This window comes from Flavisolibacter ginsenosidimutans (assembly GCF_007970805.1).
GTDB classification, from domain to species: Bacteria; Bacteroidota; Bacteroidia; order Chitinophagales; family Chitinophagaceae; genus Flavisolibacter; species Flavisolibacter ginsenosidimutans.
The window spans coordinates 1,272,731-1,290,084 of sequence record NZ_CP042433.1 but is presented as its reverse complement, the minus strand read 5'-3'; the positions used below and the strand labels follow the sequence as shown (position 1 = coordinate 1,290,084).

Sequence of the window (17,354 nt, the reverse complement as noted above, 5' to 3'; positions counted from 1 at the left end):
ATTACTGGATATGAGAAAATATTTACTTTTTGGCGCGACGCTCGCCACAATTGCCGCGTGTTGGTTTTTCTTAAGAAAGCCAATTGAAAGAAACCAAAATCTACAGCGAGATCAAATCATTCAAGGGAAAATAGGCGGGGGCGAGGATGAAGAAAAGGATGGCTACGATGGTGCCGCGGCACGCGAACAGTTTGAATTTGAAAGGATCAAAGATCCATCACTAGGTTATGTTCCGATGGAGCGCATGACGACTGCCATTGATGTTTCGCAACGATCAAAACAACAGGGGCGGTTAAACCGCGCAGCCAATACGTTGGCCAATCTTTCGTGGACGGAAAGAGGTCCTGTTTATGATTTGGTAGGGCCCAACGGCAACAACCGCGGCACCGGCACCAACTACACAGCCGGCCGTACAGCAGCAATTTTGGTTGATACACTAAATGACCCGTCCGGTAACACCGTTTTTTGCGGCGGCATTGCCGGTGGTTTGTGGAAGTGTACAAATTTCCTTTCCTCCATTCCCAATTGGCAAGCCATTGACGACCGTTTTGACAACCTTGCCATTTCTTCCATCTGCCAAAACCCTGCAAATTCTTCCGTTATGTATTTCTCTACAGGCGAAGCTACAGGCAACGCCGATGCTGTCTACGGCGGCGGCGTTTGGAAGTCAACGGATGGTGGAACTACCTGGACGAGGCTTGCTTCTACAATAGCGCCTTCGCCAACCGTATTCCTACGTGTTTTTAAAATTGTTTGCGACGCTACCGGCAATGTCTATCTAGCCAACAGAAATACAAGTCCACCCGTCTCGTCCGCCTCTGGCCTGTACCGTTCCAAGGACGGCGGTGCTTCATGGCAGGAGATTACGCCAACGGTACGGACAAGTGGAAATGGCATTTGCACCGACATTGAAATCAGCAGCACGGGACGCTTACATGCGAGTTTTGGCTATTCTGCCTCGACGGTGCAACACCAATACACAGACGATCCTGCTAACGTAACACCCGCCTCTGGCTGGAATGCCAGCACGGGCATTCGAATCAATTCATCCGTGATAGCCAACAGACTGGAATTGGCTGTGCAGGGAAATGTGTTATACGCAGTTACTACCAACAGCATTTCAACGACAAATAACAATAACGTTGACAGTTGTTATAAATCGGTTGACGGCGGCGCTACCTGGACGAAGCAAAACACGACCGCTTATACAACCAGCCTTACCAATACACAAGGCTGGTACGATTTAACTTTAGCCATTAACCCGTCCAATTCCAATGAATTTTTAGTGGGCGGTGTTGACGCTTATAAATCAACTAACAGTGGCTCTACGGTTACACGTCAAACATATTGGGCAAATGGTAACCCCTATGTACATGCTGACCATCATTTTATACAATGGTGGATGGTTGGCGCACAAAGCCGGATCGTTATTGGATGTGACGGCGGCGTATTTCTTTCGAATGACGGCGGCGCTACCTTCATTGACAAGAACCGCAATCTCGCCATTAAACAATTTTATGACGCGGGCATTCACCCAACGGCGGGTTCGCCCTACCTGATTGCAGGGGCACAGGACAACGGTGTACACGCTTTTTCCAACCCGGGTCTAAGTTTTTCAACCGAAGTTTACGGAGGCGATGGCTGTATGGTGCACATCAACCAGCAAAATCCGCAAATTCAGTTTGGTAGCTATGTTTACAATACCTACCGGCGCAGTACCGATGGCGGCAACAGTTGGTCGAGTGTAACGTTTGGCAACAACAACGGCATGTTCGTTAATCCGTATGATTACGATGACGGGCAAAACGTATTGTACGCTACTTGGGCTTCGGGACAAATGCTGCGTTGGGCCGATGCCAATACCAGCACCGGCGCCACCCTTGTATCGCTTGCAGGGTTAACAGGAACGCCGTCTGTATTTAAAGTATCACCGTTTACTAAAGACCGTGTTTTTATCGGAAGTAACACGGGTAAATTAATCCGGCTTGATAACGCCAAAACCGTTACCTCGGCAACTGCTTCCACCAACATCACCAACATAACCGGTACGTCCTTCCCTGCGGCAAACCTTAGCTGCGTCAACACCGGTTCTTCGGATAATTATCTCGTTGCCACTTTTTCCAACTACGGGGTGAGCCATGTTTTTTACAGCACCGACGGCGGTACGTCGTGGACGAAGATTGACGGCAACCTGCCCGACATGCCCGTGCGTTGGGCCTTGTTTGATCCGCAAAACAACAGCCGCATTTTCCTGGCTACTGAAGCCGGTGTTTACAGCACCGATGCGGTCAACGGTTCCAGCACGGTGTGGAATGCGGACATCAACTTTCCTACGGTTCGTACCGACGTGCTCAAAATGCGCCTGAGCGATAATACCGTTGTTGCCGCTACACATGGACGCGGCTTGTTTACAGCCGTAATTCCTGCATTGCCGGAACTTCGATTTAATGCGTCTAATATTACATATTCGGAAAGCACGACCGGCACTACTGATTGTCGTGGATACACTGATTATGTTATTCCCGTTACGCCTGTTACCGCCCCTTCAGGTGACGCAACTGTTACTTATTCTTTAAAGCCAGGAAATACCGCTACTGAAGGTGTTGATTTCGATTATACAGCAAACGGTAGTTTCGCAAATAGTGCAAAACAACACACATTTCCTTCTGGATCAAAAGCGTCGCAAAACATTACCGTTCGCGTATATGACGATGCCGCAGTTGAGCCAGATGAAACGTTTACAATATCGTTTGCTGTTTCGGGTTCAACGGATGCGTTCGCAGGTTCTTACAGCACCTATACTATCACAATTAAGGATAACGACTTTGCGCCAACACCGACAGTGTCATTATCTGGAACGTTAGGAACATATCAATACAATCTTGGTTCGGCCGCATCTGCTAATCCATTCAATGCGTCTCTTCAAAGTAACAAAGCGCAATTTTTGTATAAGGCTTCTGAGCTAAATGCAGTGGGTTTGACGGCTGGTAGCATCACATCGGTCGGACTTTATCTCACAAAAAATAGTACCCGCGCCTTTAGTAACCTCAATATAAAAATGGGATCGACATCAATTCCTTATCTTGTTGATGGCGGCGTAAACGCGGTATCCACCACAACCTACAAAACGCTTAGTTCTTACTCGACAGTAAACGGATTGAACGCTTTTGTACTGGATGCGCCTTTTATATGGGACGGCACCAGCAACGTAGTAGTTGAAGTGTGCTACGACAACGGCTCGACCGCTACCAATGCAGCGGATATATTACAGGGTTATGCTGACGGCGGTGGTGCTTCACAGGGAAACATGATTTGGCAAAATAACATTAACTGCGGTACTAATTATACTTCCGTTGGTTATTATGCAAGCGGTATTAAGCCAGTGGTTACATTCACGGCCGATGTTGTTGCCAATACCGTAGAAACGTCTGCGAGTGCAACCAAAACGGCTACCCTGCCCGGAAACGCCGATGTGTATTTTTATAATGGTTCTAAAATCATTGCCCGCATTCAAAACACAGGGGGAGGTGATTATGGTTGCACGCAAGTGAGTATAGATAGAGCTGGTAGTAGTGCCGTTGCTTTTTGGAACAACAACCCATCGAATTACCTTACGTCGAAAACATTGCAGGTTGTGCCCACTACCAACAACCCCTCAGGTCAATATCAAATTACGCTGTACTATACAGCGGCAGAAAAGGCAGGTTGGGAAGCTGCGACCGGTCAAAGCTGGAACAATATCCAACTCGTCAAAGTAAAAAGCCAAATCAAGAATTATACACCCGGAACGCCGGCCCCGGATGGTGCGAACGCAGTAGAAGTTGTAACGCCGACATTCGGAACTTTTGGCTCTGATTATACGTTAACGGCAACGTTCGCGAGTGGATTTTCTGGCTTTGCTGCGGGCATTCCAGGTGTAAATCCACTACCAATCACCTTGCTGACGTTTGAAGGACGATTAAATAACAACGCGGCTTCCTTAAGCTGGAGCACATCGTCGGAGCAAAATTCCCGCAACTTTGATGTGGAAAAATCAACGGACGGCACGAACTATTACAAGATTGGTTCGGTGAACGCTGCAGGAACAAGCAACACGAAGAAGGATTATTCTTTCCGCGATCAGAATTTGAGTCCCTTGAACTATTACCGTCTGCGTTTGAACGACAACGACGGCCGCTACAAATACAGCAACGTTGTTTTGATCAATTACTCCTCGGCGGTTCAAAATGTAACGGTCGTGAATAATCCCTTCAGCAGTTATCTCGACGTTCGCTTTGCCAAACAAGGCGCAGGCGCCAAACTACAATTGGTTGGTTTGAACGGTGCGGTATTGGCTGAAAAGCAAATCGCCAACCCTTCAGGACAAATTCGCTGGCCGCTGTCGGTTAACTTAAGCAACGGCACTTACGTATTGCGCACGGTGATTGATGGAGAAATCTTTGTCAATAAGTTAATAAAGCAATAAGAACTGCTCTCTCCCTTTTAAGGCTGGCCTGTTTGGCCAGCCTTTTGTTTTTATTGATAAATTGCAAACATGAACAAAGCTTTTCCCTTCATTTTTTCTTTTGCTTTTTCCTTTTTGCAGGCATGCGGCCAAACGAACAAAGAGGTGGTAAAAGCCCGCGGCTATTTTATGATACCGACGCCTGGAACAATAGCTGTGGATGACAGCGGCAATCCACTGAACGCCAGTCGTGATACGGTTTTTACCCTTTACGTTGAAACAAAAAGTAAAACAGTAAAATGGGAGCGGGCCTGGAAAAACGGACGGTCTTTTGCATTGATACCTTCTCAAATAAATAAAGAGGAAATTGTAGGGACAGCGAAAAAAGACAACGGAAAAATTGTGATAGCGCCTGGTAACAGTAATACACTGTGGAGGCTTGAATTAGCTGATGATCAGAAAAAAGAAAAATTACCGCAGGCAGCTCAACAAGGCATCCTGCTAAAAGGGAGAAGCGGCAACAAACCTTTTTACATTGTTATAAAATCACTCACTGAACTTGCATCGCCGGAATACCAATAACGTCAGCGCATTTGTTTAAAGGCATTGATCAATCCGTTCGTTGATGAATCATGCGAAGAAATTTTCGCTTCGTTTTCTAACTCCGGCAAAATCGTATTGGCCAGTTGTTTTCCCAATTCAACGCCCCATTGATCAAAAGAAAAAATGTTCCAGACAACGCCCTGCACAAAAATTTTGTGTTCATAAAAAGCAATCAACTGGCCTAATGTGGTCGGCGTTATCTTCTTCACCAAGATGGAATTGGTAGGCCGGTTGCCGTTGAATATTTTGAAGGGAGATAGTCTTGCAATTTCAGTTGGGTTCTTTCCCGATTTGCGTAATTCTTCTTCCACTTCTTCTTCGGTTTTGCCGTTCATTAGGGCTTCGGTTTGCGCAAAAAAGTTGGAAAGAAGTTTTGCATGATGATCGCCGAGCGGATTGTGTGTTTGCGCTGGCGCAATGAAATCGCAGGGAATTAACACAGTGCCCTGGTGGATCAATTGGTAAAAAGCGTGCTGGCCGTTTGTACCCGGTTCGCCCCAAATGATTGGCCCTGTGGCATACTCCACTTCTTCACCGTTGCGATCAACGCTTTTGCCGTTGCTCTCCATGTTACCTTGTTGAAAGTAAGCCGCAAAACGATGCAGGTATTGATCGTACGGAAGAATGGCCTCTGTTTGTACGCCAAAAAAGTTAATGTACCAAAGCGAAATAAGCGCCATTAATACCGGAATGTTTTTTTCAAAAGTTGTTGAGCGAAAATGTTCGTCAACTGAATAAGCGCCTCTCAACAACTCTTCAAAACTGTCGTAACCGATGGTTAGTGCAATTGATAATCCAATGGCGCTCCACAACGAATAACGGCCGCCCACCCAATCCCAAAACTGGAACATGTTGGCCTTGTCAATACCAAACTTCACCACTTCTTTTTCGTTGGTGGAAAGCGCTGCAAAATGTTTGGCAATTTGCGTTTCATCTTTCGCTGAAGCCAAAAACCATTCTCTCGCCGTGTGCGCATTGGTCATGGTTTCCTGCGTGGTGAAGGTTTTTGAAGCAATAAGAAAAAGCGTTTCATCCGGCGTTACTTTCTTCAGCGTTTCGGCAATGTGTGTGCCGTCCACGTTGGAAACAAAATAAGCCTGGATGCCTGCCACCCAATAAGGCTTCAAGGCTTCAGTAACCATAAAAGGACCGAGGTCGCTGCCGCCAATGCCGATGTTGACGATGTATTTTATTTTCTTGCCGGTATAACCTTTCCATTGCCCACTGTGTATTTTTTCGCAAAAGGCTTTCATTTGCGCCTGCACGGATTTTACATCAGGCATGATGTCTTTCCCCTCGCTGTAAACGGCTTTGCTGGAGAAATTACGCAACGCTGTGTGCAAGACCGAGCGGTGTTCAGTTTCGTTAATCAACTCGCCGTCAAACATGGCCGCAATGGCTTCTTTCAATTTGCACTCATTTGCCAGTGCAAGCAAAAGCTTAAGCGTTTCTTCAGAAATAATGTTCTTCGAAAAGTCAATCAAAATATCCTGAAAGCGGTGCGAGTATTTTTGAAAGCGTTCAGCATCTTCTGCAAACAAAGATTTCATTTGCACCTCTTTCATTTGCGCTGCGTGGTCTTCCAAATTCTTCCAGGCCTGCGTGGTTGTGGGGTTGATTTTCGGGAACATAAATAAGGTTTGTGGTTAAAGGTCGTTTATCGCGTCGATTGTTTTTTCAATCATATTTTGCGTAACGTCCAAATGCGTAACAATGCGAACCTGGGTAGGAGAGATGGCGTACCAATATATGTTTTGTTCTTTCAGTTTTGCCACGAGGCTTTGCGGTGTAAATTGTCCTCTCACCGAAAAAATAACGATGTTGGTTTCCACCGGCAAAACCGTTTCCACAAAATTTTTTTTACTCAACGCTTCGGCCAAAAGCTTTGCGTGCTGGTGGTCTTCGGTTAATCTTTCAATATTATTCTTTAACGCATAAATGCCCGCTGCCGCCAAATAACCGGCTTGCCTCATGCCACCGCCGAAAGCTTTTCTTGCCCGCCGCGCTTTGCGGATAAAATCTTTTGTTCCCATGACCAAACTGCCCACCGGACAACCCAAACTTTTGCTTAGGCAAATAGAAATGCTGTGAAAGGTTTTGCCGTAATCTTCAGCTGATTCGCCTTTTGCTACAAGCGCATTGAACAATCGTGCGCCGTCAAGATGAAGGGCAAGGCCGTGTTCATCGCAAACACTTCTTATCTTTTTTATTTCGGCTAAATCATAGCAACTGCCACCGCCGCGATTGGACGTGTTTTCCAAAGACACCAACGTTGTTCGGGCTTTGTGCACGTCATCTGCATTGATGGATTCGCGAACCTGCTCTGCCGTGATTCTTCCCCGGTCACCTTGAATGAGTTTTACCTGCGAACCGGAATTGGCCGCAATGCCGCCGCCTTCGTATTGATAAATATGTGAGGTGACGTCGCAAATGACTTCGTCGCCGGGCTGCGTGTGGCACTTAATGGCAATTTGGTTGGTCATGGTGCCCGAGGGACAAAAAAGGGCGGCTTCCATTCCAAACATTGTTGCCGCCAGGTTTTCCAATTCGTTAATCGAAGGGTCTTCGCCAAAAACGTCGTCGCCAACGGGTGCGCTAAACATGGCTTCCAGCATGGCCTTGGACGGTTTGGTTACGGTATCGGAGCGATAATCAATCATTTCTTTTTTCCGCAAGATAAATCTTCAAGGGCTTTGACGCCGATGCTTTGTATTCATTAAAGAAAGAAACAAAACGAGCTATTCCTTTGAAATCGGCATTCATCTGAAATAAAAGGCCCTCCGTCACGATAGACTTTTTTCTCCCTGACGACCGAAATAGGTTCGTGCTCGAAATGACAAAGCAGAATTTACCGTTTATCGCGGCTTTCCTTCCGACTGTCACGAAAGCCGTCCGATTTGTAACCGCAAGAGAGGCGCTGCGTCCTATTGTCGTTCGCTCTTTACCATTTATCCCTGAAATTAGAGCGTTCGTCATAAAACAATGTACTATGTTTTGCATAGTACCTACTTTCACAATGAAATAATTAAGAACAAGTACTAAACCAAAATACAATGAAACAGTTTTCCTTCCTTCTTTTTCTCGTTGGCCTCTTTAGTTTTCGCAGCCAAGCGCAGGGCGGAAAAGTAAGCGGCTCCGTTATAGACGGTTCGCAAAAGACAATTGAATCAGCGACCATCAGTTTGATAAAAGCAAAAGACTCTTCGGTGGTCAAGTATTCCGTTGCGGGCAAAGAAGGAGCATTTGTTTTTGACGGAATCGGCTATGGCAAATACCTCGTAACCGTGTCGGCGGTTGGCCATCAAAAAGGTTATTCGCCTGCCTTTGAACTTTCAGCGGCAAATGCAACCATCCAACTGAAACCCATTGAACTGGTCCCTGTGTCAAAATCAATGACCGCCGTAATGGTTACGGCACGCAAGCCGCTTATTGAACAAAGAATTGACCGCACCGTTGTAAACGTTGAAGCCTCGGTAACCAACGTTGGCAGCACGGCCATGGAAGTGCTGGAAAAATCACCCGGCATTTCGGTTGACAAAGACGGCAACATCAGTCTGAAAGGAAAAGCTGGCGTAATGGTTTTGATTGATGGCCGCCCCACGCAACTGGGTAGCTCTGATCTTGCCAATCTTTTGCGCAGTATGAACGCCAATCAGCTTGATCAAGTGGAGATCATGACCAATCCACCGGCAAAATTCGATGCCGCCGGTAACGCAGGCATCATCAATATCAAAACAAAAAAGAACAAGATGGTCGGCTATAACGGTTCGTTGAATGCCAGTTACGGACAAGGCCATCTGCCCAAGTTCAACGAGGGATTCAACTTTAATTACCGCGAAGGCAAGTGGAATTTGTTTACCAACCTTAGTCATGGTTACCGCGAACGCGACAACAGACTAACCATTCAACGGAATTTCACAAATGAAACAACAAAGGCCCTGGTTTCCCATTTTGACCAGGTGGCAAGCATGAAGAACAGCGGCAGTTCATACAACGCAAAACTGGGCGCCGATTTTTTTGCCGGCAAGAACACAACGCTTGGCATTGTGCTGAACGGTTTTTCTGCACCCAATTCTTTTGTTAACCATAACACCATCGACATCTCAGATAAAAACGGCATACTGACGAGCAATACCAAAGCACTGTCAAAGCAAGACGAATCGTGGAAGAATTTTAGCACCAACCTCAATTTCCGCCAGGTTTTGGATACTGCAGGTAAAGAACTCACTGCCGATTTGGATTACGTAACCTACGATGCGTATAACAATCAATCATTGAGCAATTACTATTATTCAGCTACGGGCATTGAAACAAAAAAAGGCGATACGCTTTACGGCCGCTTACCCCAGAACATTGACATCTACAGCGGACGAATTGATTATACCATGCCCTTGAAAAAAGGCGCCCGTTTTGAAGCCGGTTTGAAAACAAGCTGGGTAAGAACTGACAACGACGCCGCCTACGACACCTTGCATAACGGAACAGCAATACGCGACCTGAACCGGAGTAACCATTTTGTTTACGAAGAAAACATCAACGCAGCTTACGTAAATCTCAGTGGTTCTCTGAGCAAAAAAATAAGCGCACAACTTGGCTTGCGGGTTGAAAACACAAATGCAAAAGGAAATCAGTTAACAACGAACGAAAACTTTGACCGGCATTACACGCAGCTTTTTCCGACGGCTTTTCTGCAATACACAGCCAATGAGAAAAACACATGGGGACTCAATTACGGCAGACGAATTCGCCGGCCCAATTACGAGAGTCTGAATCCTTTCATTGAATACCTTGACCGCTATACGTCTCAACAAGGGAATCCGAATTTGAAGCCGCAGTTCAGCCACAACGTTGAATTGAGCCATACCTACAAAGGCTTTCTGACAACCACTCTTAACTATACGCAAACCAACGACATCATTCAGCAGGTGATTGAACAAAACGAAGCAACCAACGAAACCTATGTAAAGCAGGCAAACATTGCGAAGCAAAGACAGTGGGGGCTTTCCGTGAGCGCAAATAAATCCGTAACAAAATGGTGGACGAACAGTATTTACGTGAATCTGTTCAACAACCGCTTTGAAGGCCTTGTGAACAACACAAACGTAACCATTGATGCGACGACGCTTATGCTGAACGGCTCGCAACAATTTAAGTTAAGCAAAACCTTTACCGCAGAAGTAAGCGGATGGTACAGAACGGCCGGTATCGAAGGCGTGATCAAAGCAAGCCCGATGGGAGCGTTGAACGCTGGCTTTAGCCAGCAAATCTGGAAAGACAAAGGGACCATTCGACTGAATGTTCGGGATGTCTTTTACACGCAAGGTTTCAAAGGCCAATCGCAATACGGAAACGTGGACGCGGCTTTCCAGGAGCGCAACGATTCAAGGGTTGTTACGCTTGGTTTCAGCTACCGGTTCAGCAAAGGAAAAGTAGGCGGTGTAAAGAGAAGAAGCAGCAGTGCGAACGATGAACAAAGCAGGGTAGGCGGCGGAAATTAAAATTTGAAAAGAGCTTCTGAAAAAGAAGCTCTTTTTCGTTAAAAACATTTGCACCGTTGTTCTATATCATGAGTTTTTGCCGCCGGTACTTTGGTCAAGCCTTATTCACCCTTTATCATAATTTGTCCGTTTGCAAACACCACAATCAAAACCTTTGCAAGACTTATAGATTTCATAAAAATTTTTCTATTTTTCTCATGTGCATGTCGGCCCCTTTTTCCAAAGGGGCTTTTGTTGCGTCGTATTATCGTATGTTGAGAACGTTGCTCAACTTGTTTTCAACCACGGAAGTTACACGGAGTGCCACGAAGAAAACTCTGCGCATCTCTGTGCTGCTTTTTCTTTGTGTTATTTATGGTCAATCTTGCCGCGCAGCGAACAATTCGTACAAGAGTGCGACGCAACGATGCTAAACAGTAGCAATGTAGCTTGGTTCAAAAGAAAAACCCAATCAAAAAATGATTGGGTTTTAAATGCGTTGCTCGTTCCAAATGAGCCTTAACTCGGTTTTAATTTTTTGGCGAACACCTTTTGAAATTTGTCCAGCTTCGGACGAATAACAATGGAACAATACGGATTGGTGTTTTTATTGTTGCGGTAGTATTCCTGATGATAATCTTCAGCAGAATAAAAAGCAGAGGCCGCGGTAATTTCGGTCACAATCGGCTTGTCGTAAGCGCCGCTCTTGTCCACTTCTTTTTTATAGTATTCGGCTTTTTCTTTTTGTGCCGGCGAGTGATAAAAAATAGCGCTGCGGTATTGCGTGCCCACATCAGCTCCCTGTCGGTTCAGGCTTGTCGGGTCATGAACTTTGAAGAAAACCTCCAGCAATTCATCATAAGAAATTTTCGACGGCTCGTAAACGACCTGCACGCATTCGGCATAACCGGTAGCGCCGCTGCAAACCTCTTCGTAAGTCGGGTTGGCCTTGGTGCCGCCCATGTAACCCGACGTAACTTTTAGCACACCGTCCAATTGTTCAAAAATGGCCTCGGTACACCAAAAGCAACCAGTGCCAAAGGTGGCGGTATCGGTTTTGTCCATGCTGTTGTTTAAAGATGAACTCATGACTTGATAATTTTTTTCAGAGTTGCAGGCAACAATCGTCGTGAAGCTAAGAAGTGATATGACTAGTTTCGTGAGCATCTTGTGCGGTTGGATGACAAATTTGGTTCTCAATCTACGAAACGAAAAGCCAACAAAAACTTTTTAACACAGCCTTTTGAAACAACGCATTCCTCATCTTCCGTCATCTTACCTTTATCCTTTTAAAAAATTGGAACAAAGCACTGAATGAAAATCTATCCCGAATCAGCGGTTGTGCAATTGGAGTTTGACAAAGTGAAAGACCTGCTTCACGAAAAATGCCGCACCGAATACGCCAAAACAAAAGCGATTGAACTGCGCATTCATACCCGTAAGGATTTTATTGAAAGAGAACTGAAACAGTCGCACGAATACAAACAGCTTTTGCAAAACGCCATTCATTTTCCCAATGATTATGTGCTGAATTTAGCCAGAGAGCTTCGGTTGCTGAGCATCGAAGGCTCTCTGCTAAACGGCGAAGAATTGGTGGACATTCGCAAGCTGGCGGAAAGCATTGAAAAGATTTTTCGCTGGTTTGATGCCGAGCGAAAAGAAGCCTACCAAGCACTGGCCGAAGTAATCAAGGGCACGCATTACGAAAAGAAAATAAAGGAACTGATTGATGAAGTGATTGACGAAAGCGGCGCCGTGAAAGACAATGCTTCGGATGATTTGTACAACATCCGCACGAGCCTTTACCGCAAGCGTTCGGAATTGCGTAGGGCCTTTGACCGCATTGTGCAAAAACTGAACAAGCAAGGTTATTTGGCAGAGATTGAAGAAAGCTTTATGAATGGCAGACGCGTACTGGCCGTTTTTGCCGAACACAAGCGAACGGTAAAAGGTATTTTGCACGGCGAAAGCGACAGTCGCCGAACGTCTTTCATCGAGCCAGAAGACACGATTGAACTAAACAATGCCGTACACGAACTGGAAATTTCTGAACGAAAAGAAGTCTATCGTATTTTGCGCAAGCTCACCAAGCAGCTGGGACAATACGCATCGCTGCTAAATGTATATCACGCAATTGTTGGTGAATGCGATTTCATACGGGCAAAAGCTGCCTTTGCGCTGGATATAAAAGGCGAATACCCGGTAGTAATTGACAAGGCCCACGTTCACCTGGTTAAAGCTTATCATCCGCTGTTGTATTTGTACAATCAACGTTCGGGCAAGGCCACCATTCCAGTTGATTTAACGTTAGAAGAAAAAGCAAGGATTCTCGTCATCAGTGGCCCTAATGCCGGCGGTAAAACAGTAACCATGAAAACCGTTGGCCTTCTGCAAATGATGGTGCAGAGCGGGTTGCTGGTGCCGGTGAATCCGTCTTCGCAGTTCGGTATTTTCAAACAATTGATGATTCATATTGGCGACACGCAAAGTTTGGAATTTGAGTTAAGCACATATAGCAGCCACTTGCTCAGTATGAAATATTTTATGGAGAACGCCAACGGAAAGACGCTCTTCTTCATAGACGAATTGGGCAGCGGCAGTGATCCGAATTTGGGCGGCGCTTTTGCAGAAGTGATCATGGAAGAACTGGCCCGCAAGCACGCCATTGGCATTGTAACCACGCACTACCTGAATTTAAAAGTGATGGCCAATAAAACGGCGGGTATCATCAACGGTGCTATGGCTTTCGACGAAAAGAAATTGTTGCCGCTTTATAAACTTACGGTTGGCAAGCCCGGAAGTTCTTACACATTTGCCATTGCAGAACGCATCGGGCTTGACAAACGCTTAATAACAAAGGCAAGAGGATTGGTGGACGAAGAGCATTTCCGCCTGGACCGGCTTCTCAACAAAACCGAACAAGACATGCAGAAGGTGCAGGAAAAAGAAAAAGACCTGCACCATTTGCTAAAAGAAAATGAACGCCTGAAAAAAGAAATGGAATTAGTGCTGGACAAAGAAAAGCATCGCCAACAAGTTGAACTTTTAAAGCAGCAAAATAAGATCACGGAGGAGCGCTTAGCTTATTTAAAAGACATGGAACGCAAGCTGCGCACAATGGTGATTGAATGGAAGAAAAGCGAGGATAAAAACAAAGTAATTAGAGAAATGGCCGGTCTGCTGTTTAAAAAGAACGAGCAGAAAGTTGTGAGTAAAAAACAAAAGCAGCTTGACAGCAAATACGAAGAAACTGTCGGCGAAATTGCGGTCGGCGACAAAGTAAAAATGAAACGCAATCTTCAGGTTGGAGAGGTGATAGAATTGCGCGGCAAAAAGGCTGTAGTGAAAATTGGCTTGCTGCCCATGCAAATTGATTTGACCGACTTGGTGAAGATTAAAGAAAAGGTTGAATGAAAACCGACAGTAAGATGTTGGGATATTGTGCACCAATAAAATAGCCTACTATCAGTCCTATGCGTTAGCGTGCAAATAATCTTTTAGGTTGCTAATGATTTCTTCTTGCGAAAGCATGATTTCTTTTACCACGTCGTTGATGGAAATAATGCCTGTAAGTTTACCGTCTTCAAATACCGGCAAATACCGAATATGCTTATCGGAAAGCAGCTGCATGCACTGCTCAATGGAGTCGTTCGGATGAACGGTCGGGAGGTCACTCGTCATGATGTCGGCAACTAGGGTATCAGTGGATGATTTGCCTTTCAGTACAATCTTGCGCGAATAATCCCGTTCACTCATCAGGCCTTTGTATTCGTTGTTTTCGGTCACCAATACAGAGCCGATGTTGCGGTCAGCCATCAGGCGCAACGCATCAAGCACGGTTGTTTGCGGTGTTACGGAAATGATTTCTTTTCCTTTTCGTTTCAGAATGTCGGCTACCTTTTTCATACGCAAGTAATTCAATTTCCAATTTACGTTTTCTGTTGCGGCATTCAATGAATTTTTTTGCGTGAAGAAATTTTTGCTGGTTTGATGTGCGACTCTATATTTGCGCCGGAGAGATGGCAGAGCGGTCGAATGCGGCGGTCTTGAAAACCGTTGACTGTCACAGGTCCGGGGGTTCGAATCCCTCTCTCTCCGCTGATGGGGACAAACTAGCTAAAGCTTGTTTGCCCCCATTTTTCTTTTCTTCGAGAATCCTTGCTGCTTCTGCAATCAGGGAAAAAATCGAATTGACTTTTTCGGTTCGAAATCCCTCGATTTTCTTCGAATAGAGGATGCCTTCGGGAAAGACGAGTTTTTGCAGCTTTTCTTTTTCGCTCACGGGGCTAGAAGCCCATACCGCACTGAGTTTGGTAGAAAAGAGAAGCGCTTCTTCAATACTCTTTTTCAGGTTCGAAATCTGCGGTGTCAACTTTCCCATTACGTCTCTGATCTCGTCTCTTTCCTTGCGGTATTTTACATGAAATTTTTCAAAGGATTCCTTGTTCATTTCCTCCAGCACATAGTGTTTTTCTTCAATCGTGTCTAGCTTCTTTGTCACCTCGATCAATTTTTGCTTTAATTCCTTTTCCTGTTCTATTCCCTCTTTATTCAACTCCTCAAAAAAGTGCTCAATCTGATAAACAAGGGGTTTCAACATCTTTGGATCGATGCTGAAAGAAGACAAAAGTTCTTCAAACTGTTTGTGCAATGTCTTTGCGCTTTTGTTGCACTTGCAACCTTTTGTTCTGCACTTGTAATACCACAGACCTTTTGCTTTCACGATGTAGCCAGTGAAGGGTTCTTTGCAGTCTTCGCATTTGATGAAGACTTTAAGCGGTACTTCATCCCTTTCTTTCTTGTGCGGAACGCCGTAATTTGCCGCTGCCTTGTGAAGGCCATTTACCTGGAGAAAGATTTCTTTGGAGATAAGCTTTTCATGATTGCCTTCTAGGACCTGCCCATCCAACATACCGTGATTGATAATGCCACAATAAAAGGGCTTTTTGAAAAGTTTGGTGAGTTGTTGCTTGTACATCTTGACACCCATTCTGTTTAACCGCTGGATGATTTCTTCGTTCTTCATGCCGTCCGCTCTCCACAAGAAGGCTTTTCTTAATTTCTTTCCTTCTTCATTCACCACAATCTTCCGAACACCGTTGACTTTTACAATGTCATAACCTTGCGGTACACGGGTTACCCATTCACCTTTTTGAAATTTCTCTTTCATACCCGCTACTGCCCGTTGTTTTCTGAGTTGATTATCAAATTCTGAAAACAAAAGCTGTATGTTTTGGTGCAACACACCGCTTGGATTGGACGTGTCTGTGGGTTGCGTAACCGCAAAAACACTGACGCCATACTTTTCCCGCAGGTCTTGGGCGAGTTTAATGGCGCCTCCACCTGTTCTTGAAAAACGGTCGAGGGTATAAACTAAGATGTGTGACACTTTGCCTTTATGCTTCTTGATGAACTCCAGCATTCGCAAGAACTCTTTCCGTCCATCGGTTTTCGCCGATTCATACGTGCCCCCGAAGTAATTAAGAATAGACAACCCTTGTTTTGCTGCGTATTCTTCAATCACCTTCTTCTGAAAATGGAGTGAAAGGTTGTTGTCGGCTTGTTCTTTAGACGATACGCGGGTATAAACAATGGCGTTCTTTATGTTGTTAACGACCATCTTCAGGGATGAGGCGTGTCCAAATTGTTGAAAGGCTTCCAAACTCATGCGGCTTTGTTTTTAGAGGGTTTAGATAGGTGTTCGTTTATGTTTCTTATTGGTGCTTGTTCTTGCTCGCTCAAATATACAACTTCTTGATTTTCAATAGTTGGTGCATTTTTACGGGCCAAGAGCTGAAGCAGCAGCATGGCAAAGGCAGCAGAGGTTTTGCAGATGTTTTCTGCTTCTTCATCGGTTACTTTTTCAAAGCCATCGAAGCTTCGAAGAATAGCTGGTGTTAGGGGTACTTTCTTTGGGTTGATTAATTCAACGTCTTCATAGCTGGGGCGAACAGTGGGTGCAATGGTCAAGGCATTTTCACAAACAGCGCATTTCTTTTGGGTTTTCATAAGACTAATTGTTTTAGTAAATAGCGGCGCAATATAGAGCGGCCGAAAAATACCCTGTCCGGTTTGGGCACGTTTGGGACTGGTTTTGGAGCAATGTGGATAACTAAATATTTTGCTAAGTAAATTAGTAGTAGTGATTACTTTAGCAAAGCGATCGGAAATTAATGACAGCCCCTACCGGTTTTATTAGAATACCGTTTGAATGGAATTAGAACAGATAACGGGTTGCGTTAGAGTAGCGTTAGAATACATTGCTGAGAGCCTATCAAAACCATTGCATCAATACCTATGAGAGATACCTATACACGTTTACGAGCGGCAAAAACAAAAGCCGATACACCGCAAGAAGCCGAAGAACTGCAAAACAAAAAAGATTTGCGTCTGCAATCGGCTTACTCCTTGCTTAAGGATGCCTACCTGGAAGTTCAAAAGCTGCAAGCAGAAATAAAAACACTGAAAGAAAAGCTAACTCAATACGAAAGCCCTGCCGATGGCTACAGAAAAGATGCCACTTGGGTTGGAAAGATTGTATTCATTCTTCAAAGAGCTGAAAGACCCCTGCAATCAAAAGAGATGATTGAACTGCTGGAACAGCGTGAACCGCTGCTGCGTCATCATCACGACAAGCAAAAATTTTTCTCGGCACTTCTGGCAATGCCCGTTAAGCACGGACGAGTAAGGCGTGAAAAAAGAAAAGGCGAACGAGGGTACTTTTATTCTTTATAACCCCAGCATCATTCCTTCAGGCAAATACCGCAAAAACGCAAATCCGACGCTGACCGCGTTCTTATAAAAAATACTTTCCCCAGCACTCAACACCT

11 protein-coding genes and 1 tRNA gene are annotated in these 17,354 nt (G+C 45.1%); 6 read left to right on the top strand and 6 right to left on the bottom strand.

Features of this window, described 5'->3' with window-relative positions:
* Positions 1 to 10: 10 nt before the first annotated feature.
* Positions 11 to 4,465, top strand: a complete 4,455-nt coding sequence (locus FSB75_RS05330) for a hypothetical protein (RefSeq protein ID WP_146783859.1) — start codon at positions 11 to 13, stop codon at positions 4,463 to 4,465.
* A gap of 144 nt (positions 4,466 to 4,609) precedes the next feature.
* A complete protein-coding gene (locus tag FSB75_RS05325) occupies positions 4,610 to 5,026 on the top strand; it encodes a hypothetical protein (protein ID WP_146783856.1) in 417 nt (138 codons plus the stop codon).
* 2 nt (positions 5,027 to 5,028) lie between these two features.
* Here FSB75_RS05325 and pgi read toward each other — a convergent pair whose 3' ends face one another.
* Both pgi and ltaE read right to left on the bottom strand, forming a co-directional pair.
* Positions 5,029 to 6,678 carry a glucose-6-phosphate isomerase gene (gene pgi / locus FSB75_RS05320; RefSeq protein WP_146783853.1) on the bottom strand — a complete coding sequence of 550 codons (1,650 nt, stop codon included), beginning with the start codon at positions 6,676 to 6,678 and terminating at the stop codon, positions 5,029 to 5,031.
* Between the two features lie 15 nt (positions 6,679 to 6,693).
* On the bottom strand, positions 6,694 to 7,707 hold the full coding sequence (ltaE, locus tag FSB75_RS05315; protein ID WP_146783850.1) for a low-specificity L-threonine aldolase: 1,014 nt from the start codon (positions 7,705 to 7,707) through the stop codon (positions 6,694 to 6,696).
* Between the two features lie 393 nt (positions 7,708 to 8,100).
* Here ltaE and FSB75_RS05310 point away from each other — a divergent pair, with 393 nt between their 5' ends.
* Positions 8,101 to 10,545, top strand: a complete 2,445-nt coding sequence (locus tag FSB75_RS05310; protein ID WP_146783847.1) for an outer membrane beta-barrel family protein — start codon at positions 8,101 to 8,103, stop codon at positions 10,543 to 10,545.
* 498 nt (positions 10,546 to 11,043) lie between these two features.
* On the opposite strand, the gene msrA is transcribed toward FSB75_RS05310, so the two are convergent.
* Positions 11,044 to 11,613: a peptide-methionine (S)-S-oxide reductase MsrA gene (gene msrA, locus FSB75_RS05305; RefSeq protein WP_146783844.1), complete on the bottom strand. Its 570-nt coding sequence runs from the start codon at positions 11,611 to 11,613 to the stop codon at positions 11,044 to 11,046.
* A 225-nt stretch (positions 11,614 to 11,838) separates the two neighbouring features.
* On the opposite strand from msrA, the gene FSB75_RS05300 reads away from it, so the two are divergent.
* Positions 11,839 to 13,938: an endonuclease MutS2 gene (locus FSB75_RS05300; protein ID WP_146783841.1), complete on the top strand. Its 2,100-nt coding sequence runs from the start codon at positions 11,839 to 11,841 to the stop codon at positions 13,936 to 13,938.
* Between the two features lie 57 nt (positions 13,939 to 13,995).
* Here the strand turns inward: FSB75_RS05300 and FSB75_RS05295 are convergent, their stop codons facing one another.
* Entirely contained in the window at positions 13,996 to 14,430 is a 435-nt protein-coding gene (locus tag FSB75_RS05295; RefSeq protein ID WP_146783838.1) for a CBS domain-containing protein, read from the bottom strand.
* A 107-nt stretch (positions 14,431 to 14,537) separates the two neighbouring features.
* On the opposite strand from FSB75_RS05295, the gene FSB75_RS05290 reads away from it, so the two are divergent.
* Positions 14,538 to 14,622, top strand: a tRNA-Ser gene (locus tag FSB75_RS05290).
* On the opposite strand, the gene FSB75_RS05285 is transcribed toward FSB75_RS05290, so the two are convergent.
* Both FSB75_RS05285 and FSB75_RS05280 read right to left on the bottom strand, forming a co-directional pair.
* Positions 14,588 to 16,192 carry a recombinase family protein gene (locus FSB75_RS05285; protein WP_146783835.1) on the bottom strand — a complete coding sequence of 535 codons (1,605 nt, stop codon included), beginning with the start codon at positions 16,190 to 16,192 and terminating at the stop codon, positions 14,588 to 14,590. The two genes, FSB75_RS05290 and FSB75_RS05285, sit on opposite strands and share 35 nt — an antisense overlap.
* On the bottom strand, positions 16,189 to 16,533 hold the full coding sequence (locus tag FSB75_RS05280) for a hypothetical protein (RefSeq protein ID WP_146783832.1): 345 nt from the start codon (positions 16,531 to 16,533) through the stop codon (positions 16,189 to 16,191). Before FSB75_RS05280 ends, FSB75_RS05285 begins: the two co-directional genes overlap by 4 nt.
* Before the next feature lie 288 nt (positions 16,534 to 16,821).
* Between FSB75_RS05280 and FSB75_RS05275 the strand changes: the two genes are divergently transcribed.
* Positions 16,822 to 17,259, top strand: a complete 438-nt coding sequence (locus FSB75_RS05275; protein ID WP_146783829.1) for a hypothetical protein — start codon at positions 16,822 to 16,824, stop codon at positions 17,257 to 17,259.
* The last annotated feature ends 95 nt before the right edge of the window (positions 17,260 to 17,354 follow it).